This window comes from Nocardia sp. NPDC051321 (assembly GCF_044455225.1).
Classification (GTDB): Bacteria; Actinomycetota; Actinomycetes; order Mycobacteriales; family Mycobacteriaceae; genus Nocardia.
In genome coordinates, this window is sequence record NZ_JBITEM010000022.1 from 20,523 (window position 1) to 45,191 (window position 24,669).

At 65.5% G+C, this 24,669-nt stretch carries 27 protein-coding genes and 1 pseudogene; 16 read left to right on the forward strand and 12 right to left on the reverse strand.

Annotated features, from left to right (window positions below; all coding sequences use genetic code 11):
- Positions 1-29: 29 nt before the first annotated feature.
- The 3 genes and pseudogenes from ACIA8C_RS39140 to ACIA8C_RS39150 all read left to right on the forward strand — a co-directional run.
- A complete protein-coding gene (locus ACIA8C_RS39140) occupies positions 30-491 on the forward strand; it encodes a MarR family winged helix-turn-helix transcriptional regulator (protein ID WP_397143829.1) in 462 nt (153 codons plus the stop codon).
- 122 nt (positions 492-613) lie between these two features.
- Positions 614-970, forward strand: coding sequence for a hypothetical protein (locus ACIA8C_RS39145; protein WP_397143831.1), 357 nt, complete (start codon positions 614-616; stop codon positions 968-970).
- A 122-nt stretch (positions 971-1,092) separates the two neighbouring features.
- Positions 1,093-1,233, forward strand: a pseudogene (locus ACIA8C_RS39150) (peptide chain release factor-like protein); the annotation flags it as partial.
- 11 nt (positions 1,234-1,244) lie between these two features.
- Here ACIA8C_RS39150 and ACIA8C_RS39155 read toward each other — a convergent pair.
- Together ACIA8C_RS39155 and ACIA8C_RS39160 are read right to left on the reverse strand one after the other, a co-directional pair.
- Positions 1,245-2,048, reverse strand: a complete 804-nt coding sequence (locus ACIA8C_RS39155; protein ID WP_397143833.1) for a HEAT repeat domain-containing protein — start codon at positions 2,046-2,048, stop codon at positions 1,245-1,247.
- A 234-nt stretch (positions 2,049-2,282) separates the two neighbouring features.
- A complete protein-coding gene (locus tag ACIA8C_RS39160; protein WP_397143836.1) occupies positions 2,283-2,666 on the reverse strand; it encodes a winged helix-turn-helix transcriptional regulator in 384 nt (127 codons plus the stop codon).
- A gap of 159 nt (positions 2,667-2,825) precedes the next feature.
- Between ACIA8C_RS39160 and ACIA8C_RS39165 the strand changes: the two genes are divergently transcribed.
- Both ACIA8C_RS39165 and ACIA8C_RS39170 read left to right on the forward strand, forming a co-directional pair.
- On the forward strand, positions 2,826-3,554 hold the full coding sequence (locus ACIA8C_RS39165) for an alpha/beta fold hydrolase (protein WP_397143838.1): 729 nt from the start codon (positions 2,826-2,828) through the stop codon (positions 3,552-3,554).
- Between the two features lie 247 nt (positions 3,555-3,801).
- Positions 3,802-5,280 (forward strand): amidase, encoded by a 1,479-nt coding sequence (locus ACIA8C_RS39170; RefSeq protein WP_397143840.1) that lies wholly within the window; start codon positions 3,802-3,804, stop codon positions 5,278-5,280.
- A 150-nt stretch (positions 5,281-5,430) separates the two neighbouring features.
- Here ACIA8C_RS39170 and ACIA8C_RS39175 read toward each other — a convergent pair whose 3' ends face one another.
- Positions 5,431-6,027 carry a TetR/AcrR family transcriptional regulator gene (locus ACIA8C_RS39175; RefSeq protein ID WP_397143842.1) on the reverse strand — a complete coding sequence of 199 codons (597 nt, stop codon included), beginning with the start codon at positions 6,025-6,027 and terminating at the stop codon, positions 5,431-5,433.
- Positions 6,028-6,123: 96 nt separating this feature from the next.
- Here ACIA8C_RS39175 and ACIA8C_RS39180 point away from each other — a divergent pair, with 96 nt between their 5' ends.
- Positions 6,124-7,713 (forward strand): FAD-dependent monooxygenase, encoded by a 1,590-nt coding sequence (locus tag ACIA8C_RS39180; protein WP_397143844.1) that lies wholly within the window; start codon positions 6,124-6,126, stop codon positions 7,711-7,713.
- Between the two features lie 42 nt (positions 7,714-7,755).
- Here ACIA8C_RS39180 and ACIA8C_RS39185 read toward each other — a convergent pair whose 3' ends face one another.
- Positions 7,756-8,889: an FAD-dependent oxidoreductase gene (locus tag ACIA8C_RS39185; protein ID WP_397143846.1), complete on the reverse strand. Its 1,134-nt coding sequence runs from the start codon at positions 8,887-8,889 to the stop codon at positions 7,756-7,758.
- A 269-nt stretch (positions 8,890-9,158) separates the two neighbouring features.
- Positions 9,159-9,545, reverse strand: coding sequence for a hypothetical protein (locus ACIA8C_RS39190; RefSeq protein ID WP_397143848.1), 387 nt, complete (start codon positions 9,543-9,545; stop codon positions 9,159-9,161).
- 269 nt (positions 9,546-9,814) lie between these two features.
- Here ACIA8C_RS39190 and ACIA8C_RS39195 point away from each other — a divergent pair, with 269 nt between their 5' ends.
- The 3 genes from ACIA8C_RS39195 to ACIA8C_RS39205 all read left to right on the forward strand — a co-directional run bounded on the left by ACIA8C_RS39195 (position 9,815) and on the right by ACIA8C_RS39205 (position 11,362).
- Complete coding sequence (locus ACIA8C_RS39195; RefSeq protein WP_397143850.1) at positions 9,815-10,222, forward strand: hypothetical protein; 408 nt, start codon at positions 9,815-9,817, stop codon at positions 10,220-10,222.
- A 193-nt stretch (positions 10,223-10,415) separates the two neighbouring features.
- Entirely contained in the window at positions 10,416-10,892 is a 477-nt protein-coding gene (locus tag ACIA8C_RS39200; protein WP_397143852.1) for a DUF1772 domain-containing protein, read from the forward strand.
- Positions 10,893-10,963: 71 nt separating this feature from the next.
- Positions 10,964-11,362, forward strand: coding sequence for a PPOX class F420-dependent oxidoreductase (locus tag ACIA8C_RS39205; protein WP_397143854.1), 399 nt, complete (start codon positions 10,964-10,966; stop codon positions 11,360-11,362).
- Positions 11,363-11,373: 11 nt separating this feature from the next.
- On the opposite strand, the gene ACIA8C_RS39210 is transcribed toward ACIA8C_RS39205, so the two are convergent.
- The 4 genes from ACIA8C_RS39210 to ACIA8C_RS39225 all read right to left on the reverse strand — a co-directional run bounded on the left by ACIA8C_RS39210 (position 11,374) and on the right by ACIA8C_RS39225 (position 15,772).
- Complete coding sequence (locus ACIA8C_RS39210) at positions 11,374-11,739, reverse strand: DUF2834 domain-containing protein (protein WP_397143856.1); 366 nt, start codon at positions 11,737-11,739, stop codon at positions 11,374-11,376.
- 126 nt (positions 11,740-11,865) lie between these two features.
- Positions 11,866-12,675, reverse strand: a complete 810-nt coding sequence (locus tag ACIA8C_RS39215; RefSeq protein ID WP_397143858.1) for a YceI family protein — start codon at positions 12,673-12,675, stop codon at positions 11,866-11,868.
- Positions 12,672-15,269 (reverse strand): MFS transporter, encoded by a 2,598-nt coding sequence (locus tag ACIA8C_RS39220; RefSeq protein ID WP_397143860.1) that lies wholly within the window; start codon positions 15,267-15,269, stop codon positions 12,672-12,674. Before ACIA8C_RS39220 ends, ACIA8C_RS39215 begins: the two co-directional genes overlap by 4 nt.
- Before the next feature lie 2 nt (positions 15,270-15,271).
- The gene (locus ACIA8C_RS39225) at positions 15,272-15,772 is read right to left on the reverse strand and encodes a MarR family winged helix-turn-helix transcriptional regulator (protein ID WP_397143862.1); all 501 of its coding nucleotides are present in this window, start codon (positions 15,770-15,772) and stop codon (positions 15,272-15,274) included.
- 429 nt (positions 15,773-16,201) lie between these two features.
- On the opposite strand from ACIA8C_RS39225, the gene ACIA8C_RS39230 reads away from it, so the two are divergent.
- Entirely contained in the window at positions 16,202-16,948 is a 747-nt protein-coding gene (locus ACIA8C_RS39230; protein ID WP_397143864.1) for an alpha/beta fold hydrolase, read from the forward strand.
- A gap of 270 nt (positions 16,949-17,218) precedes the next feature.
- Here the strand turns inward: ACIA8C_RS39230 and ACIA8C_RS39235 are convergent, their stop codons facing one another.
- On the reverse strand, positions 17,219-18,358 hold the full coding sequence (locus ACIA8C_RS39235; protein ID WP_397143866.1) for a helix-turn-helix domain-containing protein: 1,140 nt from the start codon (positions 18,356-18,358) through the stop codon (positions 17,219-17,221).
- An 874-nt stretch (positions 18,359-19,232) separates the two neighbouring features.
- Here ACIA8C_RS39235 and ACIA8C_RS39240 point away from each other — a divergent pair.
- The 4 genes from ACIA8C_RS39240 (at position 19,233) to ACIA8C_RS39255 (ending at position 22,057) form a co-directional block, all read left to right on the forward strand.
- Positions 19,233-19,376, forward strand: a complete 144-nt coding sequence (locus ACIA8C_RS39240) for a hypothetical protein (RefSeq protein ID WP_397143868.1) — start codon at positions 19,233-19,235, stop codon at positions 19,374-19,376.
- 178 nt (positions 19,377-19,554) lie between these two features.
- Positions 19,555-19,776, forward strand: a complete 222-nt coding sequence (locus ACIA8C_RS39245) for a hypothetical protein (RefSeq protein WP_397143870.1) — start codon at positions 19,555-19,557, stop codon at positions 19,774-19,776.
- Between the two features lie 461 nt (positions 19,777-20,237).
- Positions 20,238-20,747: a hypothetical protein gene (locus tag ACIA8C_RS39250; RefSeq protein WP_397143872.1), complete on the forward strand. Its 510-nt coding sequence runs from the start codon at positions 20,238-20,240 to the stop codon at positions 20,745-20,747.
- A 71-nt stretch (positions 20,748-20,818) separates the two neighbouring features.
- On the forward strand, positions 20,819-22,057 hold the full coding sequence (locus ACIA8C_RS39255; protein WP_397143874.1) for a hypothetical protein: 1,239 nt from the start codon (positions 20,819-20,821) through the stop codon (positions 22,055-22,057).
- A 166-nt stretch (positions 22,058-22,223) separates the two neighbouring features.
- On the opposite strand, the gene ACIA8C_RS39260 is transcribed toward ACIA8C_RS39255, so the two are convergent.
- Positions 22,224-22,403, reverse strand: coding sequence for a hypothetical protein (locus tag ACIA8C_RS39260; protein ID WP_397143876.1), 180 nt, complete (start codon positions 22,401-22,403; stop codon positions 22,224-22,226).
- Positions 22,404-22,516: 113 nt separating this feature from the next.
- Between ACIA8C_RS39260 and ACIA8C_RS39265 the strand changes: the two genes are divergently transcribed.
- Together ACIA8C_RS39265 and ACIA8C_RS39270 are read left to right on the forward strand one after the other, a co-directional pair.
- Entirely contained in the window at positions 22,517-23,371 is an 855-nt protein-coding gene (locus ACIA8C_RS39265) for an oxidoreductase (protein ID WP_397143878.1), read from the forward strand.
- 18 nt (positions 23,372-23,389) lie between these two features.
- A complete protein-coding gene (locus ACIA8C_RS39270; RefSeq protein ID WP_397143880.1) occupies positions 23,390-23,842 on the forward strand; it encodes a hypothetical protein in 453 nt (150 codons plus the stop codon).
- A 59-nt stretch (positions 23,843-23,901) separates the two neighbouring features.
- Here the strand turns inward: ACIA8C_RS39270 and ACIA8C_RS39275 are convergent, their stop codons facing one another.
- Positions 23,902-24,615: a TetR/AcrR family transcriptional regulator gene (locus ACIA8C_RS39275; protein ID WP_397143882.1), complete on the reverse strand. Its 714-nt coding sequence runs from the start codon at positions 24,613-24,615 to the stop codon at positions 23,902-23,904.
- Positions 24,616-24,669: the final 54 nt, after the last annotated feature.

Consider the following 24,669-nt stretch of genomic DNA (forward strand, 5'->3'; position numbering starts at 1 on the left):
GTACACCCGCGAATCAGTCAGGGAGCGAGATGGATTCCGACACCACGCATACCGGCCCCCAAACTGGACTCTCCACACGCGAGAAGGAACTATGGCGAGGTTTCCTGCGCTTCAGCGGAACCGTGATCTCCGCCGTCGAGCGCGACCTGTTCGCCGCGACCGGACTTTCCGGCGCCGACTTCCAGATCCTGGCCCGCCTCAACGAATCCGATGAACAACGGCTCGGCCAGAAGCAACTCGGCGAACTCGTCGGCTGGACCACGACACGGCTGTCACACCAGCTCACGAGGATGCAGAGGCGAGGCTTTGTCGATCGGTCCGCCGCAGGCCACGGTCGCCTCATGACGATCTCGCTCACCGATGCGGGACGGCAAACCTACCAATCAGCGCTGGCGGTGCATGCGAATTCGGTTCGCGCACACTTCTTCCGCCACCTCGCCGCGACATCGATGGGCGACGAACTCTGGTTCATGGACGACAAAAAGCGGTGAACTCGACAGCGAGACGCGGTCGTAGTTTCGCCGGACTCGCGGCTGATTCGGCAGCGCGATACGCGGCATCGAGTGCGCTCGGCGCTGCGGACTGTCGGTGGCTCGAGACAAGATCACAGCCTATGAGCTATGACCTCCAAATTTGGGAAGGCGAGAGGCCGAGCAGCGATGCCGAACTTCGCCGGGTGCTGGACAGGATCAGCGAGGATATGGAACGTCGCGTTGTCGCAGGGGAACCACCCGATCCGCCAAGCCCAGCGATCGTCGACTTCGTACAGTCCCTGCTCCGGCGCTGGCCCGACTGCGGCCAGGAAGGCAGCCCCTGGTCTGCCGGTGGAACCGGCGATGCCGATGGCTCGTCTTTGACCGTGTTGATTCAGTGGGGCAGAGAGGCCGAAGTGTCGGAGTTTGTGGCGGGGCTCGCCCAGGTGCACGGTCTGGTCTGCTACGACTGCCAATCGGGCCGACTACGACCTTGAACGACGGCGCACCCAGTACATGCCGTGATGGCATCGGCCGGTCGGCAGCTGCGGAGGTTCCAAAGGCGTTGGTGGACGACCGATCTGAGGCGTGCCCGGAACACGCGCTCCGCGGCTGATCGCTGGTGATACCCGGGTCCGAGTTGCGTGAGCGGTTCTTGCGGTCGTCTGGTCCGGGCGGGCAGCACGTCAACACCACCGACAGTCGGGTTGAGCTGTTGTCGATGGCGGCCGGGTTCGGCAGCGTGCCAGATTGCCTGCGGCAGTAGGACTTTCAGGATTCGCGGGCGGCGATTGCGGCTTGGATTCGGCGTAGCGTGCGTAGGCCCTTTTTCGCGGCGACGCTCACCATGCCGTCGAAAACTGTTGCGCCGCGGTCGTTGGCCATCAGCCGTTCCAGCGTTGGTACGGCGCGGTTGTCGCCGGTCGAACCGAGGGCGACGGCGGCCCAGTATCGGCGGTCCGGGTCGTCGCTGTCGGCGGCCTCGCACAACCTTGGGATGACGTCCGGCGTGAATGTGGCCAGCGCGCTGGCGATATAGCCGATGCGGTAGTAGCGGCGGTTCTCGAATTCGTCCCACAGTGCGGCCAGTGCCGCGTCGCCGCCGATCTTGCCGAGGGCTTCGGCGGCGCGTTCCCGCATTCCGCCGATCGAGTCTCGCAGCACGGGTGCGAGCGCCGGGACGACCGATTCGTCGCCGAGGGTGCCCAGCGCGATCACCGCTTGCTCTCGCGCCATCTGCTGGGAATGGTCCAGCATCGCGACCAAGCCGGGGACCGCGTCGCGGAAGCCGAGCGCCGCGCAACCCATCGCCGCCCACGCCTGACAGTTGTACCGAGTGTCGGCCAGTGCCGCGAGCAGCGGTGCCCGCAGTGTGTCGTCGCCGAAGACCGCCGCCCGGTTCAACGCCCTGCTGTACAGCGACCGGTGGTAATCGGGATAGTCGCGGACAAGCGCGCACAGCACTTCCTTGGCGGATGCGTCGCAGTCAGCGGCCCGCACGAGCAGCAGCCGCAGATTGTCCTCACGGGTCTCGAGATCGCCGTCTTTGAGGGATCGCGCATCAGCTGGGTTCACCGCACAACGGTACCTGGCGATGATCTCCGTCCTCCGACCACGTTTCGGGTGGTCAGCGCGGTCGATTCAGCGCCGCATCGCCAACCGGCGCGAGACTTGGCCGACAGTCGAAGTGCGGCCGCGACAGTATTGCGTCGACGGTCAACCGATCAGCACCTGCTCGGCTTCGCGCGGCATGCGCTATGACGCCGCCGAGCAGCGGTGGTGGTCATCGACCGCGCCGAGGGGCCACTTCTAGGCGGGTGGGGTCTCGGCGCGCGCGTCGTATTCGGCGCGGGCCGCGTCGATGTGCGTCAGATGCGCGATGCTCCAATCCAATAGCGGCGCGGTGGCTTCACGCAGCGTCTTGCCCATCGGGGTGAGCTCGTAGCTGACGTGCGGCGGCATGACGTTGCGCACGGTGCGGGTGAGGATTCCGTCGCGTTCCAGGCTGCGCAGGGTGACGGTGAGCATGCGCTGGCTGATCCCGTCGATGTCGCGCTTGAGTTCGGTGAAGCGGCGCGGCCCGTGCCGGAGGTTGCGCACGACCAGCAGTGACCACTTGTCCCCGACGATGCCGAGCACCACCCGGGCTCGGCACGCGTTGTCCTGCCGCGGCTCGCTGCCGGTCGTGGTCATGGTTACCTCCAAGGAACCCGAGCACCGAAATGTGCCTTATTGCCTGCGGTGTGTCGAGTGATCATGATGATTGTGGTTCTCAAACCGTACCGAGTTACCAATAGTAACTCCACATTCTTCGCGCGCCTCCGCGCCTCGAACAGGAAGATCGTGGCAACCATGTCAACATTTCTGCTGGTACACGGCGCTTGGCACAGCGGACTCTGCTGGGAGCGGGTGACGCCGCTGCTGGAGTCCGACGGCCACCGAGTGCTCGCGCCGTCGCTGACCGGCTACGGCGACAAGGCGCATCTGCTGAGCCCCGAGGTGGGACTCGAAACACACGTCGACGACATCGTCACGCTGATCGACGAGGAGGACCTCAGCGAGGTGGTCCTGGTGGGGCACAGCTATGCCGGACTGGTCATTTCATCGGTGGCCAACCACATTCCGGACCGGATCGGACACCTGGTCTATCTGGATGCGATGGTGCCGGAGGACGGTGAGACCGCGGTCGACGTTCAACCCATGAGCCAGCACCTGATCGATCTCGCCGCGACGTCCGGCAGTGGCTGGCGCATTCCGCCGCTCCCGGAACAGTCACCGCCCTTCGGTCTGTTCGGGGTCACCGACCCGGCGGATGTGATCTGGCTGCGCACGATGCTCTCCGACCAACCGGTGCGCTGTCTTCAGCAACCGGTCCGGCTGAACAACCCTGCCGCGCAGGTGATTCCGCGCACGCACGTGCACTGCGTCGGCGCCACGCCAGCAGGCATCACCCGCAGGCCCGTCCCCCCGATACAGCCCAACGGCTCTCCGGCTCAGGTGTGGGAACTGCCGACCGGCCACGACTGCATGATCACCATGCCCGTCGAGCTGAGCAAACTACTGCTCGAGCTCAGCAGTTAGCAGCGCTGCCATCCAGCTGTTCGACACTCGCCGCGCACGGAAGTCAGCCGGGTGGCGGAATAACTGCGCCGACCGACTTATTTCATCCCGCCGATCAGGCGGAAACAGCCCCGCCGATCAGGCGGAAACAGCCCCGCCGACCATGATGTGAAACGATCGAAGTGCATGATGGCCGTGCGCGAAATCCCCGAACTCGTCCGCCAAGTCGCCTTGCCGCCGCCGGTGGTCACGGCGGAAAGGAACGTTTATGCGGTACAACGAATACCGGACCTACGATGCGGTCGGCCTGGCCGAGTTGGTGGCCAAAGGGGAAATACTTCCGACCGAGCTGCTGGAAATCGCGTCGGCCCGCCGCGAACAGGTCGACCCCGCGATCAACGCGATCAGCCTGCGGATGGACGAGGCCGGGCGGGCGGCCGCCGCACAACCGCTCGACGGACCGTTCGCCGGCGTGCCGTTCTTGCTCAAGGATCTCGGACAGGATTTCGCGGGCTATCCGACGGCGTCCGGTACCGGCCCCTTGCGAAAAGTGAAGGCCGACAAGAACAGCACGGTGGTGCAGCGGTGGATCGATGCCGGTCTGGTGATCTTCGGTAAGACCACCACGCCCGAGTTCGGCGCCGTCGCGGTCACCGAAACCCGGACTTACGGCGCGACGCGCAACCCGTGGAATCTCGACCGCACGCCGGGTGGTTCGTCGGGGGGCTCGGCGGCCGCGGTCGCGGCGGGGATCGTGCCGATGGCCGGTGCCAGCGACGGTGGCGGCTCCATCCGCATCCCGGCGGCGTGCACCGGGCTGTTCGGGCTCAAGGCCGGGCGCGGGCTGGTCCCGGCGGGTCCCGACTTCGCCGAGCACATCTTCGGCGCCGCCACCGCCGGTGTGCTGTCGCGCGGCGTCCGCGATTCGGCGGTGATGCTCGACCTCCTCAGCGAACCCGATCCCGGCGGCCCCTACCTGTCGGGCCGGTCCGCCCAGTCCTACGCCACGGCGGTGGATACGCCACCGCGCCGCCTGCGGATCGGGTTCACCCATGAATCCCCTTTGGGCACACCGGTGCACGCCGAGGCCGTGCGCGCGGTCGAGGCGGCCGCGGCGCTGCTGGAACAGCTGGGCCATCACGTCGAGCTCGCCGCGCCGCGGCTGGACAGCAGGCAGATGGCGCACGACTTCATGACGGTGTGGACCGCCAACCTGGCCGCCCGCCTCGCCGAGGCCCGAAAGCTCAGCGGCGCAAGCGACTCCGACTTCGACCTCACCACCCGCGTGGTCGCCGCCGCCGGACGCGCGCATTCCGCCACGACATTGATCGAGGCCCATGGCCGGTGGAACACCTACACGCGCGCGCTCGCCGAATTCCACGATACCTACGATCTGCTGCTCACGCCGACGCTCGCCGAGCCGCCACTGCGCATCGGACAGACGAAACCGCCTGCCGCACTGGAGAAGATCATGGGCCTGCTCCTGGAACTCCGTGCGGGCACGGCGATCACGCGCACCCCGATCTACCGCGACCTCGTCCTGACCAACCTGGCACCGGTCCCTTTCACCCAACTCGCCAACATCACCGGCCGCCCCGCCATGAGCGTGCCCCTGCACCGCACCGCCGACGGTCTCCCCCTCGGCACTCAATTCGTCGGCCCCCTCGGCTCCGAATTCCTACTCCTGCAACTGGCCGCCCAACTCGAACAAGCCCAACCCTGGAGTCAACTCGAACCCTCGCTCTAGCAACGAGATCCAACCGGTCGGCGACAGCGACGGACGTGATGCGAGCACGCGCCAGCGTGTGCTCGCCGACGGCGTGGTCCGGTCACTCCACCCCGGGGCGAAAACAGCTTTGACGACGCGTCGTGCAATTCGCGCGGGTCTCGATCGATCTCAGCGGCTATGGATGCCTTCGAGGACGAGGTCGACGATTCGCCGACTGGTCTCGGCGGGGTCGAGGTCCTCGGTCGCACCGGATCCCGCGCGCGCCAGGATGGGCCCGGTGAGCATCTCGTTGACGAGGGCTACGTCGGCATCCGCGCGGATCTCGCCTGCGGCGATTCCTCGGCGGATGGTCCGATACATCGCCTCGCGGCGCGGCGTGACGACCTCGTCGAAGTAGCGGCGATGCACCTCGGGGAAGGCTGCGGCCTCCGCGAGGAGGGCACGGACCATACCGCTCGCCCGGCCGTCGATGGCGCGCTCGATCAGGACGGCCAGCTGGGCGATCATGTCGTCGCGGGCGGTCGGTCCGTCGAAGCCCGGCAGCGGCCGGTTGATCGCGCCGAGGACATCGAGGTAGAGGTCGTCCTTGGTCTTCCATCGCCGATACAGCGTGTTGCGGGAAACCCCCGCGCGTTCGGCGATCGTCACCAGGGACAAACCGGACAGGGTCGCGCCGGCGGCGACCAGGTCTAGGACCGCGTCCACCGCGGCGAGGTCGGTACGCGGGTCGCGCTGACGCCCGACCAGGCGTGGTACCGGTTCCATGGCTACACCATATCAGAACAGAACAGTGCTGTTCCGTTTAGCAGCCATCAGCGCTACTATTCGGAACAGCACTGTTCTGTTTCATAAAGGAGTCCGATGGTCAACCGAATCGCCGATCAGCACGTCCCCGTATTGATCGTGGGCGGCAGCATCGTGGGAGTCTCGGCCGCGCTATTTTTAGCGGCTCGCGGTGTCCGGCCCATCCTGGTGGAAAAGCATCCGAGGGTGTCGAAGCGACTGCGCGCCAAGCTCTTCTATCCACGGACCATGGAGGCGTACCGCAGTGTCGGCGCCGATCGGGATGTGTACTCCGTCGAGCACGGTCTTCCCCCAGCCGATCACGCCGCCGTGGTCACCTCGCTCGCCGGGCCGGAATTGCGGCGCTGGCCACTGCCCGCAGCGGCGGACTTCAGCGACATCTCGCCATGTCCGAGCGCCTTCGTCAAACAGGCCGACCTCGAGGAGGTGGTACGCGCGCATGCCGGGACCGCGGGCGCGGACCTGCGGTTCGGCCACCGATTCCGCGACCTGCAGCAGCACGACGATCACGTCGTCGCGCAGCTACTCGACGCCGAGGGCGAACCGTATACCGTGACGGCCGACTATCTCCTGGCCGCCGACGGGAACGACAGCGCCATCCGGAAGATGTCGGGCATCGGCCGCAGCGGCGACGAAATCGTCTCGCACCACATGGAAATCGGTTTCGCCGCCGATTTACACCGAATCCTCGATGGACGACGGCTCGCCATGGCCTGGACCGCGCCACCCGAACGGGCCTTCCTGTCGTGGCACACCGCACACGACGGCGGGGCGGTATCGGTGACATACGATCCCGCCGGCACCGACAACACGTTCGACCGCGAGCAGTGCCGCGAAATCGTCTCGCGCGCATTGGGATTGACCCCCGCGCAGATCACGATCACCCGAGCCCGACCCTGGCATATGAGCGGCTGGGTAGCCGACTCCTACCGTGCGGGCCGGGTCTTTCTGCTCGGCGACGCGGCACACGTGACCCCGCCGGTGGGCGGGTTCGGCGCCAACACCGGCATCCAGGATGCCTGGAACCTCGCGACCAAATTGGTCTCCGTCGTGCGTGGTGACGCCGACCCCAGACTTCTCGACAACTACGAACCCGAGCGCCGCGCCGTCGGCCAGCTGACCGTGCGCCAAGCGCTGCTACGAATCCGGCACCGTGGCGAACTGCCGGTCGAGGACGGGCCGCTGCTCAGCGAAGCCGCGGTGGCCATCGGCTACCGCTACGGGGTGCCAACGGCCGATCCCACGGTCTCGGCATTGCCCGACGCCGACGAGCCCGGCCGCTGGCACGGCGAGCCCGGCACTCGGCTGCCCCACCTGCCGCTCGATGACGGCGGCTCGACACTCGACCTAGTCCGCGACGGCCGCTATCTCCTGCTCACCGGGCCCGAGGGACACACCTGGACTCGGGTTGCGCGCGAAATCGACCCGGGCGCAGCCTTTCTCGACACGACGGCGCTGACTCATCACATAGCCGCCGACCCGTCGTCACGCCTAGCCGCCTACGGCCTCGGCAACAACGGCGCCCTACTGGTCCGCCCAGACCACGTGATCGCCTGGCGTGCAAAACATCTCACCTCGGATGACACCGCCGCCTTCGCCGACGCCATCCGTCGAGCACTCGGCCGTGCCCGAATTACAGCCTGCTGACATGGCGCCGGAAAGCGCGTCGGTTCTGTCACGTAGCCAACCTCAAACCGGCAGCGGGTCCTGACCCAGGAATTGGTGCCCGTTCATTGCGGACTCGCGCACGGCAGCGAACCCGTGGGCGATCATGGCCTCCTCGTAAGCGGCGATCGCACCACTGGTGACGGCCGCGTCCGGCCCTTCGCGCAACGCCGCGGCCAGTGCGGCCCCGTCACGTAGCGCCGCGTTCGCGCCCGCCCCGGCCGCCGGACTCATCGCGTGGACCGCGTCGCCGAGCAGCGTCACCCGGCTCGACGCCCACGGCGCGAACGGCACGCTCGTCCGAATCACCAGCGGGAAAACGGTTTCCAGCGCCCAGCTCGACACCATTGCCCGCACGCGCGGATGCCACCGGTCCACCTGCCGCAGCGCGAGCTCCCGCAGCCGCTCGCCCGAGAGCCCGGCCAGTTCCTCGTCGAACAGACCGATCGCCTCCCGCCGCAGTCCTACCGAACAGGTCATGAACGGTTCCGGGTGCGCCACCGGCGCCACGCCGACCATCGTGTGGCCTGGCCCAAGGATCATGCTGTACACGGCGTGCATTTCGTCGTCGAACAGCGGCCGGGTCTGCTCGTGCAGCGGGATCTTGCCGTACAGCTGCCGCAGCCCGGTGTCCTCGATCCGCGCGTGCGGCAGGTACTGGCGCCGGACCGGTGAGTTGACTCCGTCCGCGCCGACGAGCACGCCGCCGCGCGCTGTGCTGCCGTCGGCGAAGTACGCCGTGACCCCGTCGGCGTCGGTGTCGTAGCGGGTGAGCCGTTTTCCGAAGTGGACATCGTCGAGACCGCTGAGCAGGATGCGCCGCAACGTCATTCGGTTGACGTTCACCCCGGGCTCCGGGAAGCGCAGCACGGATTGCAACGCGAGCTGGTCGTCATAGCGCATGACAGTTGGCTGCGGCCGCAACGACGTTGCCTCGAACCGCGCGTACAACTCGTCCGGCAGCACCTCTCGCACCGCGCGAATGCCCGTCACATCGATGTGCAGCCGATATCCCTGGAGCCGCGACTCCGGCGTCTCATCCCGTTCGTAGACGGCGCAGGGAATTCCAGCGCGTTTCAGCCCTTGCGCGAGGCACAGTCCGCCGATCCCCGCCCCGATCACGAGAACGCCGTTGTCCGGCCGTCGCCTTTGCGGCACAGCACTTCCCGACGCAGCATTGATTGACACAGCACAGCCCCTTCACAGACGTATCGACTGAAAGGGACGCACAGGTTCTCGCGCCGCCGACGACGGCCGCGAGATGCTGGGCGAATCTTCCGGACTAACCCGTACCGGAATAAGTCTTCGCGCGTCCTCCATCCCGAAACTACCAGATTCGATCACCGCCTCGCCAGCGCGCATCAGTGCTCGAATCCCTTGCCCGACAAGCCAGATGGATCACCGCAGGCGCGGCCGCACCGGTGCTGCTACGGGCAGGAACCGGTGAGAGCGTCGCGCGAGCCGTCGAGGTAGGCGTCGCGTTCTGCCGGTGGGCGGGCTTCCCATCCGGGTGCGCTTTGCGCTGTGCTGATCAATCCCTCGACGAACTTCGCCGGGGTCCAGGTGGAGTCGGCCTTGTTGAGTGCGGCGTCGGCGGCGATCAGGCCCAATATCTGTTCGCATGTCATGTGACGCAGCTGTGCGGGCACGGCGGCCGTCGTCGTCTTGGCCGCCGGTGTCGTCGTAGCCGCGGCGGAGGCGGACAGAATCTGCTGTACGGTAGCGCGTTCTGAGTCGCCATCGAGCGAACAGCCGGTGAAGGCGGCGACGGCAACGAGAGCGGCCGCGGTCATACCGGCCTTGGACAGAGACATCGTGAGTTAGTCCTCGATAGTCGTGATATTGCGCATGGTTTATGTGTATCGAGACAGGCTGAGGGACAACCTGTTTCCGATCTGTGACCGACCGTACCGCCACTTGTCCGTTTTCCCGCTCGGTAAATGTGGAGCTGTTGTGCAGCTCTTGTGTAGGTACCCGATCCAGGCTGCGCGCGTTGCTATGTTGCCTCCATCGCGTCGAGCTGTGACGCGACAGACGGTCGCACCGTTTCGGTTGGTGCACAAGACAACTGGAGTCCTCGACGATGCGTAGTCGTCCCACGGTCGCAACACTCTGCCGCGGCGCGCGCCACGGACTCGCGGTCGGTGCGCTCGGCGCGCTCGGTCTGGTCGGCATGGCCTCGCTGTACTTCTATGATGGCGGGTCCGAGGATCATACGTATCTACGGGTCGGCGACTGCTGGGACTACAGCACCAGGTTCAACGAGCGTGTGCACCTAAAGCCCTGTTCTGGACCGCATTTCGGCGAAGTGATCCTTGATGCACCATGGCCTGGCACCACTGCGCGTGCGGACTTCTGCGAACAGCGGCTGAACACGATCCTGTCGAAGAACAGCGGTCTGCTCCCCTACACCATCCCGGCCAGCACCATCCGCTGCGCGGTAACGTCCGCCGAGCACAGCGAAACCCGCACCGGCAGAGTCGATCGCTGACCTACTTGCCCCTGATCAAGCGCGCGGTTCGCAGCAGATGAGTGCGTTTCCGTAGGACTCTATGCGTGGCCGCGCCCGAGCGCGATCCCGCGGTAGCGCGCCAAAATCTAGCAGCGCTAGACAAGCTAGTGGACGGGTGCTACCGTTGCTCCAGCTTCTAGCGCTGCTAGATTTCAAGAAAAGGAAGCCGAAAATGCTCGTTGTCACCGGCCAGATCATCGCCGCCGTCGCAGTTCTCGCCAATGCCATCGTCTATGGCACCGATGTCTGCGGAGCCGTGATCATGCGGTCGGTGTACCGCAGGCTCGATGATGCGACCGTGACCGTGAGCGCGGGATGGGGTCACTATTACGGCGATAGGCGCATGCCGGTTGTCGGCGCGGGCGGTGTGGTCACCGCGGTGCTCACGCTGCTGATCGCGCTGCTGGCCGGGCAAATCGGCGCCGCGGTCGCGGCGGGGATCACGGTGGCGGCGCTGCTGACCTGGCTCGCTTTCTACGTCCGCATCGCCAAGCCGATCAATGCCCAGCAGACCGCCGCCGCCCAGAGCGGCATCATTCCGGCCAATGCCCGTGCGCTGCAGGACAAGTGGGACAGCATTCTGAAGTACCGGGTCGCCCTGCAGTTCATCGCCATCGCCGGACTGTGCGCCGCGCTGATCCTGTTCTGACCTCACCCAACAACTTCCGGCCGACCGCCGGGGGCACACCTGACATCGAATTCACCGAGGAGAAAACCGACATGACCTTCACCACCAACGAGCAGCAGTTCCTCGCCGAGGCCGGGATCGGCCGGCTGGCCACAGTGTCGCCCGACGGCGTCGTGCAGAACAACCCGACCAGCTATCGAGTCAACGCCGACGGCACGATCGACATCGGGGGCATGCGCATGCGCACCAGTCGAAAGTACCGCAATGTCGAGTCGGGCAGCCGGGTGTCGTTCGTCATCGATCAACAGGTTTCCTTGGAGCCCTACGTGATTCGTGGCATCGAGGTACGCGGCACGGCCGAGGCGCTCGAGGACGAGGAGCCTCCGTTCCAGCCCCAGGAACGCGCGGTCATCCGCATTCACCCCGATCGAGTCATCTCCTGGGGCATCGACGGCGGATCCTTCGACTTCACCAGCCGCGGCGCCGAGTAGTCAGCGGCGACTTATCGCCCGCTTGCCGCCTTGTCGACCGTGAAGTCACGGACCAGCAGGAAGAACGGTATCGCGGTGGCGATACCCACCGCGAAAGTCAGGACGAACGAGATGGCCCACCAACGCACGATGCCCAGCCTGCGCGCTTCGGAAAAGGCCCAGGTGTGGAAGCCGAGCACCACGAACGCGAGGTCGGCCATGGCGAAGCGGCCCGGCACCGTCTTGTTGATGTCGCCGACGAAGAAATCCAGCGCCGACTTCGGCCCGTTGCGCCGCACGTAGGGCAGCGCGATCGAGTTCTGCGTGATGAACGCGGCGACGAGCGTCGCGATGAGGGTGGGCCGTCGCCAGGACGAACCCGCTATACCGTCGGACATGGCAGTTCTCCTGAAGTCGTGACGCGAGGTCGTTGGCCTTGGCGACCGTCAGGTAACCGAAGCCGCGGAAATACCAGCTACCTATCGTTACATACAATCGGGGGTCGACCAGTGCGTGGCTCGGATCTACATCTGCGGCAGCTGCTCGCCCTGCACCACTTCGATATCGAGGTCGATCTTGACGGTGGTGCCGACGGCCGCGACACCCGCGCGGACGAGGACGTTGTAGTCGATGGCGAAATCGTTGCGGTGCAAGAGGGTTTCGGCGTGGAAGGCGGCACGGACGCCGCCCCATGGGTCGGGGCCGCAGCCGCCGTAGGTGACATCGAGGTCGATCGGGTGGACCTGTCCATGCAGGGTGAGTTCGCCTGCCATTACCCAGGTGTCGCCGCCGGTTCGGCGAAAACTATTGCCGGTGAAGCTGATTACCGGATATCGCTCGGCGTCGAGAAAGTCCGGGGAGCGCAGGTGGTCGTCGCGCATGCCGATCCCGGTGTCGATGCTCGCGGCCTTGATTTCGGCGAAACCGGTTGACTTGTCGAAAGTCTCGGCGATGTTCAGTCGGCCGTTCACCTCGGCGAAGCGGGCCTTGATGCTGGCGATGCCCAGGTGGCGTGCGGTGACGATCACGGTCGAGTGCACCGGATCGATGGTCCACGGTCCGGGCGGCGGGGTGGCGACCACACCCGCCTCCGGTTCCATGGTGATCTCGAGCCGAGCCCAGCCGGCGCGAACCATCTGCGCTACCGGCCGGAACCCGGGAGCGGTCACGACGGCGGTGTACGTGTCAGGGGGCAGCGGCTCGGTGCGCGCCGTCCCGGTCGCATCGGTGGCCGCCCGCGCGATCTGGCGGCCGCTCATATCGGTCACCGTCAGAACCGCGTCCGGTGCCGGCCAGCCGTCCGCCGTGTGAATACGTGCTGTCAGCCCGCTCATGACCGAGCTGTCTCCGAGAGACCCGGGTCTTGCGTGGTCACGTCGGCCGCCTCCGCATCGTCGTAGCCGAACCGCACATCGTGCGTGATCTCGTCACCGGCAAGGGTGATCTGGCTGGTCACGGGCGGATAGCCGCGGGCGACCACGGTGTATTGCCCCTCGGGCAGATCGCGCAGGACGTACTGGCCGTTCTCGTCGGTGCGGGTGGCGGCGATCGGTTCGCCGGTCGCGTCGAGCACGGTGACGTAGGCGTCCGGCACCACCCGTCCGTTGGCCGATGCCGACCCGGTCAGCACCGACATCGGCGAAAGCTCGATGTCGTGGCGCAGCAGGCCGCTGTCGGGCACGGTGAGCGTGATCGCACTGGGCCGCATGCGTTCGGCGGCGGCCACCAGGGTGTAGGTACCCGACAGCACGCCGTGGCAGAGGTAGGCGCCATCCGCGCCGGTGACCGCCGCGCCGACGACCTCGCCGCGCATATCGGTGAGGGTGACAGTCGCGGCGGGGACGGGCTCGTGGCGTCCGGCCGTGCGCACCACGCCGGATAGTTCACCGGATCCGAGCAGCGTGAGGTCGAGCGCTTGCGGCTGGTCGCCGACGGTGACGTTCACTGCCGCGGGTTGCAGCCCACTCGCCGCCACGATCAGCACATATCTGCCCGCGGCAGGGGCGTCGATGCGGTAGCCGCCGTCGGAACCGCCGGTCGCGCGCGAAACCTGATGTCCACGTTGGTCGATCAGTGTCAGTGCGGCACCGGTGACCGCGCGGCCGTCCTCGCGGATGACGCGGCCGCCGATCGAACCGGCTCCCCCGGTGGGAGCGGCGAATCCGGCGGTCGAATGCACCGCGGTCAGTTGCGTCAACCCCACCGAATTCGACTGTGCCCGGCTGCCGTTGCTGCGCCCGACCGCGCCGGCCAGCACCGGTTCGGGTTCGCTGAGTGCCTGGGCGGCACCCTCCCACACCTGCGTCTCGTCCCACGAGTCGGCGCTCGCCGCGACCTCCTCGCTCGGTTCGGGAGCCGGCGCCCCGGCATCTTGCAGCGGAATCTCCTTCATGAAAAGCAGGACCACACAGGCCAATAACGCCACCGCGGCAGCGGAGTAGAAGACACCGTGCAGCGAGTTGGTGAAGCCGATCAGGATCGGCTGCTTGACCAGGTCCGGCAGTGCGGCGATGCCACTGGTGTTGCTCTGCAGGCTGTCGAGCTGGGCGGGCGCGAATCCGGGCGGCAACTGCCCGCCGAACGCGTCGATGATCTTGTGCGGCAACAAGTTGAACATGATCGTCAGGAACACCGCGACGCCGAGCGTGCCGCCCATTTGGCGGAAGAAGGTCGCCGATGCGGTGGACACCCCCATATCGGAGGGCGGTCCGGCGTTCTGTGCCGCGATGATCAGCGTCTGCATACAGCCACCGAGACCGAACCCGACGATGCCGCTGTACAGCAGCGGCTGCCACACCGGGCTGTCGAACTGCACCTGCGCGTACAGTGCCGCGCCGCACGCGATGACGAAAGTACCGACCACCGGCAGGAACTTGTATCGGCCGGTGATCTTGGTGACGCGCCCGGCGATCTGCGAGCCGATCATGATGCCCGCCACCAGCGGCAGCATCAGCAGACCGGCCTTCGTCGGCGAATAGCCGCGCACCACTTGCCAATACAGCGGCACCATGGACAGCGCGCCGAACATCGCGACGCCGACGATGAAGCCACCGGCAATGGTGACGCTGAACGTCGAATTCTTGAACAGCCGCAACGGAATCAGTGCCGCGTCCTTCATCAGATACTCGATGACGACGAACAGCAGCAGACCGACTGCCCCGATCGCGTAGCAGATGATCGCGCGGTTCGATCCCCAACCCCAGCCGCGCCCCTGCTCGGCGACGATCAGCAGCGGCACCACACAGATCGCCAGTGCCACCGCCCCGAACCAGTCGACCCGGTGGTTCTGTCGCTGATGTGGCGTATTGAGCACCCGGAAGACCACGGCCAGCGCGATCACGCCGATCGGCACGTTCACCAGGAACACCCAGCGCCAGCCGTCGATCCCGCCGAGGCTGTCGTAGCTGGACAACCAGCCGCCGAGTACCGGGCCGAGCACCGTCGCGCTGCCGAAGACCATCATGAAGTAGCCCTGATAGCGCACCCGTTCACGGGGCGGCACGATATCGCCGATGATGGTGAACGCCAACGACATCAGTCCACCCGCGCCGAGACCTTGGAAGCCGCGGAACCCGGCGAGCTCGTACATCGAGGTCGCGAACGTGCACGCGGCCGAACCGAGCACGAAGATCCCGATCGCGGTGAGGTAGAACGGCTTTCGCCCATAAATATCGGCGAGCTTGCCGTACAGCGGGGTGCTGATGGTCGCGGTGATGAGGTAGGCCGTTGTGGCCCAGGCTTGTTCGTTGAAACCGTGCAGGCTGTTGGCGATTCGCACGATCGCCACGCTCACGATGTTCTGATCCAGCGCGGCCAAGAACATGCCGAGCAGCAGGCCGGACAGGATCGTCATGATCTGCCGGTGCGAGAGTGACGCTCTCACACCGGCAGCCGAGTCCGGCGGTGCCTGGGTGGTCGGATTCGTCATATTCAAGACCTATTGGGTTCGGCAATACGGGGCGGGGTGGTTTCGATCGCGGTGTTGAACCGGTCGAGCAGGTCGATCAGCACGGATCGTTCCTCGACGGGCCAGTCGGCCAGGAGTTCGGCCATCCAGAGGTTGCGGCGCCTGCGGGTCCGCTCGAAGATTCGCACGCCCTCCGCGGTGGCCGCGAGCACGCACGCGCGGCCGTCGATCGGATCGGCCCGGCGCTCGATAAGGCCGTGTTCCACTAGGGATCTGGTCTGCCTGCTGATCGTGGATATCTCCGAGTGCAGGTGCTCGGCGAGCTTGCCGGTCCGTTGCGGCCCATCGTGTACGAGACAGAACAGCACCGCGTAGGCGAGCCGCTCCAAGCCGCCCGGACCGTGTTCGGACAGTTGGCTTTTCGTCCGGTTGATCAGGCGCATGAACCGGACCAGCTGCGTGCCGAGCCGATCGGCGTCGTCGAACGCACCGGCGGCGGCCGTGGGATCGAGACCGGCGGTCATCGCGATTCACCTTCTTGCACCTACAGGATTTGCTTAGCACGTATAACTAGTTGCTTCTGCCAACTATACATTCGACCCGCCCCGACACGCCATGGCCGATGGCAAACGGATACGTCGAAAGAAGCACTACGAGCCCTCAAACGACGACTGTCCAACGTCGTCTATACGCGCATGCTCACCGACCAGCAACGGCTTGAATTAGCGGGCCCGGGAGGGCAAACGGGAACGACTACTGACTCCAGCGCGACCGGTTCCAACCCGCACACCGATCCTTCGGACAAGCCACAACCCGGACCCACCCACCAGGCTAACCCCGGACTCATATCCACGTCTTGACTAAAGGGGAGCCATTATCGGATGCGTTGACGGCATGGCGCGGTCGGCGGCTACCCTGGTGGTGATCATGTTCGGCCTGCGGTAAGGACCTGTGTGACTGCGGTATTCGTGAACGGCAATCCCGAAAGCGCAGCGATCTGGGACCCATTGCTCGCCGAACTGGAGCGCACCGATGTGCTGCGGGTGTCTCCGCCCGGATTCGGGGCGCCTGTCCCGGCAGGTTTCGACTGCACGGTGGCGGGCTATCGCGACTGGCTGGTCGGCGAGTTGGTGGCGCTGGGTGAACCGGTCGACCTGGTCGGCCACGATGTCGGCGGCAGCACGGTCGTCGGTGTCGCCATGACCAGACCGGACCTGCTACGAACCTGGGCCAGTGACTCTCTGGGCGTGTTCGATCCGGAGTACGTCTGGCACGGATTGGCCCGGGAATGGCAGATGCCCGAGGTGGGGGAGAAGTCGATCGCGGACTGGATGGGCGGCACGGTCGGCGACCGCGTCGAGCGCATGGTCGCGGTAGGGCTCGCCAGACCGGTCGCCACCCGGATCGCCGCCGCCCAGGGACCGGAGATGGGCCGCGCGATCCTCGCCTTCTACCGCTCCGCCGCCCAGCCGACCATGGCTGAACTGGGCCGTAATCTCCCCGCCGCGGCCGAACGTCCCGGTTTGGCCGTTCTCGGCACCGAGGATCGGTTCGTCGGCTCGGTGGAGATGCGTCGACGATCGGCGGCCCGGGCAGGTGCCCGTGTCGCCGTGCTGGACGGTCTGAACCACTACTGGATGGTGCAGGACCCGGTCCGCAGTGCAGGAGTACTCACCTCGTTCTGGGCCGAACACGACTGACCGACTCGGGCTGTAATCGGCATTTCCGTGCGTTCGGCTGGCCGAGATCATTTCGGCCGGTCGATCTTCCCGAGCGTAAGGTGGCCCCACGAGCCCGTGCGGGTTGTGCGGTGCGGCAGCTTGCGCCACTGATCGGGGCCGGGAGCACGCGGACTCGCAGACGTCGGCGTGTTGTGCGATGGATCCTCGTTTCCAACCATGAATTGAGCGGGTGCCGTGTTCAGACGAGGGGCTCCGGGGTGCCCTGGCCAACACTGGCTACCAATGTTCCTACTGGAGGACCGAGGGCGTCGTCGGCCTAGTGATTTCGCCCATTAGCATCCTCAGGGTGAGCGAATGCTTCTCAGGCGGCAGCGCGTTCAGTGCGTTCTGGGCCAGCTTCACTCCCTCAGCGCGGTCGCCGTCGCGAACCAGCATCAGCCCTTGGTGCATGTCCAGGTGGGTGCGGAACCGTGGCAGGGACTCAGGCAAGTTTGCCCTCGCCGCCTCCTGGGCCGCGATTGCTACTCGTTCGTCGCCGAGACGAGCGGCGAGCAATGAAAGGAAAACGTTCATGCGCCACCACGGGACCGAGTAATCACTCGCTTGATCCTCGGATCCCGAATCATCGAACTCACGCCGCCCGGTATCGATCAGTTCGCGTGCAGTCGCGGTATCCCCTTCTAGTGCGGCGGCATGGGCTTTGCCCCAGAGCGCGTTGAGTCGCCCCAGGCTTGGGCGGTCACTGATACCCAACGCTTCATCCGCTAGCTGGTGCGCTACTGGCAGCGCTGCGCCCTCGTACCCCAATGCTATGGCCGCACGTCCACGGACCCACACGCGAATGTTCGTGTCGTCTGAGCGATCGGCTGCCTTCGCGGCCATGGAATACCAGTTGATCGCTTTGCGGCCGTCGCTGCCCGGAAATGTCTTGGCGTACAGCGTCATCAGTCGCGCCGCAACCGCCCACATCCGTGGTGTGTCCAGTTGCTGTTGCAGCACGATCATGTCTGCTGCCAACCGTCGTTGAATCTCGGCCGCCCCGGCGCTCATGTAGTCGTGTCCGTACGTGACGAGTCGGCTTTCCCACTCGTCCGCTCCCGGCGCTGAGGTACCCAGACGGGCAGAAAATCCCTCCGTCAAGAGATCGGACGCGACTACCGGTGCGATGGAAGTAGCCGCTAGGTGACTCAAGAATTCTCGCCGGTTCACGTTTGCCTCCAACAGCTCAGATGGGCAATCCAGTACCGCCGCGAGGTGGCGCATCCAAAAGCCTGAGGGTTCAGTCTGATTCGACTCCCAGCGACGGGAGATGTACTCGCGGCTGATGTTGGCACCGGATGCCTTACACAGCTCATCGGCCAGTCGACCTTGCGACCAACCCTTGGCCAAGCGAAGGTGGCGGATAAGGTCGCCGGTCTCGCTACTCATCCTTCGATCATTCCCTGGCCGACGCCGATAGGAAAGCGATCAGACCTCGCACGGCGTGGATGCCACTCCCGATGCCACTACCCGTACTTCGCCACCGCAGAAAGAACCGCGGACTGCGACGTATGCCACGATTGTTGCCACTGCACGGCAAGGGGCGACCCACGACATCGTGGTAGCCGGTACCCGGGTGTCGGGTTGAACCGACCAGCCGTCGTAGTCCCTGGCGTCGGGTGCCCCACCATCCGCGCGACTAAAGGGGACCGAGACACGATGAAGAATATTTCGTTCGGGGATACACCCGTCTCTCGATGTGTCTACTACCGGTTGGTGTGCGGATTGGCCGCCAACATCGATCCGCCTGGGTCCGAGCGGATCACTTTCCTTGCCGGGAGTACCGGTGCGCTGACTATGCCTGGGCCGTTGGGAAGTGTTCTGCGCCAACATATGCAGCGCCAGGGCGTCGCGGTCGGTCCGATCGTGGCGCACGTCGGCTCGAACCGGTGGTCGTTCCTGGTTCGGCCTGATGTTCCCGATGACGACACCCGACTGTTCAACGATTTGTTCCGGTTCAACGTGATGATCGTTCGGGAGGGAGCGATCCCGCTGCCGTCGCCGACCGGCGAACCCGGAGGCGGCAGCAGACGATGGATAGAACTACCACGCAACACCTTTCGTCCCTCCGGCCGTGTCGTGGTCGACGCGATCCGTGGGTGCACTGGTATCCATCGCGATTCGCGTTCGTTGGCGGTGCATCGTGGCTGATTGCGGTTGTGGTTGTGGGTGTGGTCCGTGGATCAAACTGTCGCATTGCGCGGTCGGAACGTGGGGTCCATCGGGGGAGTTGTCACAGGTGCGGTGCCCGTCGGTGTTCTGCATGAAGCTGGTTCCGTTGGTCGCCGGGCGGATCGGCCACCATGAGGGGAAGGTGCCAGGGCACTGCCCGTGGATCGGTACGCGGGTAGTCGATGACTACGCCGACTTCGTGTCCGAGGAAGCGAAGCCGGGAGCGCGCTCATGAGCTCGTTCGAGGATCTACGTCAGCGCGTGTTGCTACAGGCGGCTCGCGCCGGATACGGGATACGGCGTCAGCACCGGCCGCCCTACGGCTGGGAGCTATTTGACGTCGGTGAGCACACAGCCGTCGCGTCAGGTTCCCTCGATGAACTCGAAGCGTTCCTGAGTGATCGGAGAGCGTGATGACTGCCGCTGTTGCGTCTCCACATCCAGAACAGCCCGACGTACACCTAGCGGTGACGCTGGACGGGCAACGACTCAACTTCGCCGCGGGTCTCACCTCCGCGTTGTGGTTCCTCCAGGAGCAGGGTCTACGGCATTTCGCGGACTCGGTAGACGTAATCCCCGGAGCGGCAACGGGTTTGCCGCGCTTGCCAACCGAACGACTCTACGACGGGCCATGACATGATCTTTCGCCGAAATGACTGGAAAATCTTGCGCCACAACGGCATCCACGTGTCCTATCGCAAGTCGAGGGGCGTGTGTGATTGCGACGGTGAGCCGTGGTTGAACGTGTCACAATGCGGTGCCGCCCACATCAACGACGACTCCGGGGTCATCGAGTTCGTGTCGTGCCGGTCGCTGTGGTGTGCCCTGGAATGGGTGGCCCTACTCGACGGACGCATCGTGCCTCACATGAACCTGCGGGGCGGCACGTGCGCCTGGTCCGGGCTACGTGTCGTGGACGACAGAGACAGCCTGCCTCCGGGCTGGATGAAACCTCTCGAACAAGCCCTCAACACCCCGCCCCGGGATTGACGCACCAAGTGCCGCGAGAACCACTGACAACCCGACCGGCGCACCCGACATACTGTCCTGTTCGATTGAATACAGGCAGACGGTACCGACTACCGAAGGAAGCATTATGGCTGACGAACAGCTGAGTATGGATCTGGGCGTAGAGCAAACCGCATGGGGCAAATGGGTCGACCCGGAGCGCCGACAATCACAATCTCAGAAATTCATGGACCGCGCGGGCATAAGCGAGATTCCTTCGGAGCCGTGGCCGGAAGACTCGACAGAGGTTAAACGGCTGGATCCGATCGTCGCAGAGCTGTTCCCGGATATAGATACGGCTAAGGGCTCCGACATTGCCGACGCCTTCATTTGCTTCATAGGTGAATGCTATATCCGATTCGCAGGGGCGAAGTGGATCGAATGGGAATGGGTTGATGGCGAAGACGCGTTTTACGACAACATCAATCCCGCCTTGGAATGCGACACCCAGGACGAGGATGAAATATCGGTGTGGGCACTGATGAACGACATGATCAATTATCCCCACGGCAGCTACGACGGCATGTTTTCGTATGCAGCAGCAGCCTTGCGCGATTACGCCACCGATCACGAAGAGAAGCGCCGCAGCGAAGCCTGAGCCGTCACGTAGCAGCTGACGGCCGAGTGTCTATTATCTAGAAATTCCAGCGCACCGGGGGGTGGTCAGCTATGCCGGACGGATACGACAAAGACCGCGACGGATACGATAACAACTCGCGCGGGAGGATATTCGAAAACGGTACGTACGAGCACTTCCGTGACCGTGAAAACGGTTATGTACAAGGCTCGGAGAAATACCGTGCCGCTGGCGTCAAGATTAAATTCGACAAAGTCAAGCAAGTCGGCGACAAGGTTCGGAGCATCGAAGAGAATTCCGGACAAATGAAGGGGCCGAAGGACGAGAAGCAGCTGGAAGTCGTCTACGAGCTGATCAGGACGGGCAGGATCGACCACTACACCTTGCGCACAGTGGAGCGTGAGCTTATTTCCGAGCGATGTCAGGAGCTGATAGACAAAATACGCCGAGATTTTCCGGAAAAGTCCACGCATCTAGTCATCGACCGAGAGACCGCGCGTGAAATCTGGGCCAAGGGTCAACAAAAAGAAGTCAGTAAAAGACTCGGTCAGCAGCTCGAATTAGATAAGGTCCGCGAGAAAGCGCGAGAGGGCAAGGCGCAGGCACTCCAAAACGCCAGAGATAAGCAAGCGGGGCTCGCCAAGGCTCGTGAAGTACGAGAGAAGTTTCGGAACATGCAAAAGTTCCGGGAGGGAGTCATTCGTGGTCGGGTGGAAGCACCCCAACGAGTGCAAGCCGAACGGGCGCAGCGGGCACGGGAGCAGACCGAGCGGGCTAAGTCGCGAGAAGCCCCGCAGGCCGAGCGCGATCGGACAGTCCGTGAAGCGGCCGAGAAGGCGGTGCGGGAATTTCAGGCCCGACTTGCGGCCGGGCCTACCCCGGCAGGCAAAGCACTCGAGAAGACCGCTCCCGAACGCGAGACACCCGAAGCTGCACGCGCCAGAGTCGCGCGGGAAGCGGCCGAACGGGTGGCGAGGGAATTCCCGTTCCCGGTGCCCGAGAAGCCCAGAGAACGGGAAACCATCGAGATCGGGGAACGGTCTACCCCGGAGCTGGCCGACGCTGCCACCGTTGAACGCGAAGCGGCAGACCAGGCGCAGAAACAAGCCCGCGAGGCGGCCAGAGAGCAAGACGCCGCCCGCAACGCAGCCTACGAACGACTACAGGAACAAGGTCGACTCACCGAAGTACAACGGCTCCACTGGTTAGGCCAAGGCACAGACCCGCGTGGAGCGGTGCGGGAGCCACCCGGACACGCGCCCCCGGTTCAGGGCCACGGCAGAGACGGGCAAGGACAAGGACGCGAACGAGGGCAGTCGCGCGACCGTTGACGGCTCGACAGCGAATAAACGATCTCGATTCGCGATCGTCGGAAAGCCCATTCATCACCCTGAACAGCAATAACAGGAACCGCAGGCCGCGAAAGGTTCCGCATAGCCCCACGCCGTCGCGGGTTCAGAACGCTGCCGCACCCCTTCGGGGCTTGCCACACAGCCTTCACGACCGCGTCTTTGTAGTGCGTAACCAAGATGTGACCCCGGCAAGCAGGGCCAGTTCCTCGCGGCGTAACCCGGTGACCCGCCGTCGTGTGGTGTCCACGACCCCGGCGGAGGCGGCATCGACCTTCTCCCGGCGTGTACGCAGAAAGGAGCCGAGCTGGTTGTCGTCGAGTGCCATCCAGAACGACCTTACCGGCGCCCACCAGCTCGATCACTTGCGGAAGCTACCCCTGTGAGAGCCACCCTCGAGGGGGTGTGGCACCTTGTCGGACGCGCTGGTGGCATGGAGGGATGTCGAACGAAATACTCGAACCGCCGGTGTGGCTGATCACCGGATGCTCCAGCGGCCTCGGCCGTGCCCTGGCCGAACACGCCCTCGGCCGAGGTGACCGGGTCGCGGTCACCGCCCGCGACCGCGCGAGCGTGACCGATCTCGCCGACCGGTACGGCGGCCGGGCGCTGGCCTTGGAGCTCGACGTCACCGAACCCGCGTCGGTGACCGCGGCCGTCCAGGCGTGCGAGGAAACATTCGGGCGCGTCGACGTCCTGGTGAACAACGCCGGATACGGCTACCTGGCCGCCATCGAAGAAGGCGAGGACGCCGAAGTTCGCGCCCTGTATGACACCAACGTGCACGGCGTGGTGACCGTCCTCAAGGCGGTGCTGCCCGGGATGCGGGGCCGCCGCTCGGGGCGGATCGTCAACGTCTCGTCGTTCGGTGGCCTTGCGGCCTTCGCCGCGACCGGCTACTACCACGCAACGAAGTTCGCGCTGGAGGGTCTGTCGGAATCGCTGGCCGCTGAGCTCGCGCCGCTCGGCATCACGGTGACGATCGCCGAGCCGGGTGGCCTGCGCACCGAGTGGGCAGGCACGTCGATGCGCCAATCCCCTACCCGCCTCGACGATTACGAGCAGACCGCGGGCAAGCGCCGCGACTCCACGCTGGCCGTTTCCGGCCGCCAGCCCGGCGACCCGGCACGAGCGGCCGCGGCGATCGCAACAGTCGTGGACGCCGAAACACCACCCCTGCGCCTGCTACTCGGCTCCGACGCGCTCGCCGGAGCCCGCGCCCGCCTGGACCGGACGCGACGCGCGATCGACGCCAATGAGGCACTGACCCAGAGCGCGGACCTGGTGGAAGCATGAGCGGCGCAGGCGCTCGAGGTGGCGCTCAGCGCGTTACGCGAACGGCTCGGCCCGATCGAGGCGGTGCTGTTCAGCCCGCGACCGAGCCTCGGGTGGATCAAGCCGGTGCTCGACACCGAGCCGTCGGACGTCGCGAACGCGCTGGCGCTGAGCGTGCTCGCCGCCGTTGCGGCCGTCCGCACGGTCCTGCCGGACATGGGCCACCGAGGACGCGGCACCCTGCTGTTCACCACCGGCGGCGCCGCCGTCGAGCCGCACCGCGACCGCGCGGTGTCCGGCATCGCCTACGCGGCCGAGTCGGCCTACGTGCGGATGCTGCACGACACACTCGCCGCTGAGGGCGTGCACGCCGCGCAGGTCACGGTCGTCGGCCCGATCGGCCCGGGGGCCCGGCATGAACCGGACGCGGTGGCCGAGGAGCTGTGGCGGCTGCACACCGAACGCGACCAGCCGCTGGTCGTCCTACGCTGACCCCGACGAGCACCGGAGCCCCGCCCGAGGACTTCGGCAACGATCTCCTCGGCGATCCGTCATGGCCGATCGCCGAGGAGATCACTCAACGTCTCACCGGCACTGAGGGTTCCGTGTCCCGGGCGCCCCGCGTCACCGTGCGCGTCCGACTCCGTGATCAGCGCGCGTATGCCCCAGCAGATCAGTCGCACGCTGCGCACGAACTGCTCGTCTTGCTCGTAGGCTGCCGCTCCGGAGGTGGTGAGCGGATAGCGCGCCCGCAGATCGGCCACCACTGACACGTCTACGGGCAGGGGGTGCGGTTCGATTTGTTCCTGCAGCACGAAGCCGGTGACATGACTCAACATCGTGTCCGCGGCGATGATGGCGTCGCTCGTGGGCACGCCGCCGTCGACCAACGTGTCCAAGAGCCGCTCCATGAGCGAAAGCGCGCTATCACTAAGGGATTTCGGACTCTCGGCCAATAAGAGGGCGCCGCCGGGATGGTGCAGGATGCTCTGCCGCAACGCCACGATTTGCGCCTCCACCCGCGCGCTCCAGTCCGCCTCGGCAGGCAACCGCGCCAGCGCGGAACTGCCCGCCTCGTAGCCCCCGCGCGCGACTCTTTCCGCCATGAGGCGTAACAGACTCTCTTTGTTCTTGACGTGGTAGTAGAGGCTTCCGGCGTGCACATCGAGCCGTTCGGCAACCTGGCGCATGGATAGCCCCTGATAGCCGACCTCGGTGAACGTAGCCATCCCCGCGTCGACGATCCGTTCGATGGTCAGCTTCATCGGCTCCCACTCTAGCGGATTTTCGAACAACGTTTGAATTACCCCCTATGCATG

Coding starts and splice junctions, on each gene's coding strand:
- ACIA8C_RS39140 (WP_397143829.1), top strand. CDS start 30: ATGGATTCCGACACCACGCATACCGGCCCCCAAACTGGACTCTCCACA.
- ACIA8C_RS39145 (WP_397143831.1), top strand. CDS start 614: ATGAGCTATGACCTCCAAATTTGGGAAGGCGAGAGGCCGAGCAGCGAT.
- ACIA8C_RS39160 (WP_397143836.1), bottom strand. CDS start 2,666: ATGACCACGACCGGCAGCGAGCCGCGGCAGGACAACGCGTGCCGAGCC.
- ACIA8C_RS39165 (WP_397143838.1), top strand. CDS start 2,826: ATGTCAACATTTCTGCTGGTACACGGCGCTTGGCACAGCGGACTCTGC.
- ACIA8C_RS39170 (WP_397143840.1), top strand. CDS start 3,802: ATGCGGTACAACGAATACCGGACCTACGATGCGGTCGGCCTGGCCGAG.
- ACIA8C_RS39175 (WP_397143842.1), bottom strand. CDS start 6,027: ATGGAACCGGTACCACGCCTGGTCGGGCGTCAGCGCGACCCGCGTACC.
- ACIA8C_RS39180 (WP_397143844.1), top strand. CDS start 6,124: ATGGTCAACCGAATCGCCGATCAGCACGTCCCCGTATTGATCGTGGGC.
- ACIA8C_RS39190 (WP_397143848.1), bottom strand. CDS start 9,545: ATGTCTCTGTCCAAGGCCGGTATGACCGCGGCCGCTCTCGTTGCCGTC.
- ACIA8C_RS39195 (WP_397143850.1), top strand. CDS start 9,815: ATGCGTAGTCGTCCCACGGTCGCAACACTCTGCCGCGGCGCGCGCCAC.
- ACIA8C_RS39200 (WP_397143852.1), top strand. CDS start 10,416: ATGCTCGTTGTCACCGGCCAGATCATCGCCGCCGTCGCAGTTCTCGCC.
- ACIA8C_RS39205 (WP_397143854.1), top strand. CDS start 10,964: ATGACCTTCACCACCAACGAGCAGCAGTTCCTCGCCGAGGCCGGGATC.
- ACIA8C_RS39210 (WP_397143856.1), bottom strand. CDS start 11,739: ATGTCCGACGGTATAGCGGGTTCGTCCTGGCGACGGCCCACCCTCATC.
- ACIA8C_RS39215 (WP_397143858.1), bottom strand. CDS start 12,675: ATGAGCGGGCTGACAGCACGTATTCACACGGCGGACGGCTGGCCGGCA.
- ACIA8C_RS39220 (WP_397143860.1), bottom strand. CDS start 15,269: ATGACGAATCCGACCACCCAGGCACCGCCGGACTCGGCTGCCGGTGTG.
- ACIA8C_RS39225 (WP_397143862.1), bottom strand. CDS start 15,772: ATGACCGCCGGTCTCGATCCCACGGCCGCCGCCGGTGCGTTCGACGAC.
- ACIA8C_RS39235 (WP_397143866.1), bottom strand. CDS start 18,358: ATGAGTAGCGAGACCGGCGACCTTATCCGCCACCTTCGCTTGGCCAAG.
- ACIA8C_RS39240 (WP_397143868.1), top strand. CDS start 19,233: ATGAAGCTGGTTCCGTTGGTCGCCGGGCGGATCGGCCACCATGAGGGG.
- ACIA8C_RS39245 (WP_397143870.1), top strand. CDS start 19,555: ATGACTGCCGCTGTTGCGTCTCCACATCCAGAACAGCCCGACGTACAC.
- ACIA8C_RS39250 (WP_397143872.1), top strand. CDS start 20,238: ATGGCTGACGAACAGCTGAGTATGGATCTGGGCGTAGAGCAAACCGCA.
- ACIA8C_RS39255 (WP_397143874.1), top strand. CDS start 20,819: ATGCCGGACGGATACGACAAAGACCGCGACGGATACGATAACAACTCG.
- ACIA8C_RS39260 (WP_397143876.1), bottom strand. CDS start 22,403: ATGGCACTCGACGACAACCAGCTCGGCTCCTTTCTGCGTACACGCCGG.
- ACIA8C_RS39265 (WP_397143878.1), top strand. CDS start 22,517: ATGTCGAACGAAATACTCGAACCGCCGGTGTGGCTGATCACCGGATGC.
- ACIA8C_RS39275 (WP_397143882.1), bottom strand. CDS start 24,615: ATGAAGCTGACCATCGAACGGATCGTCGACGCGGGGATGGCTACGTTC.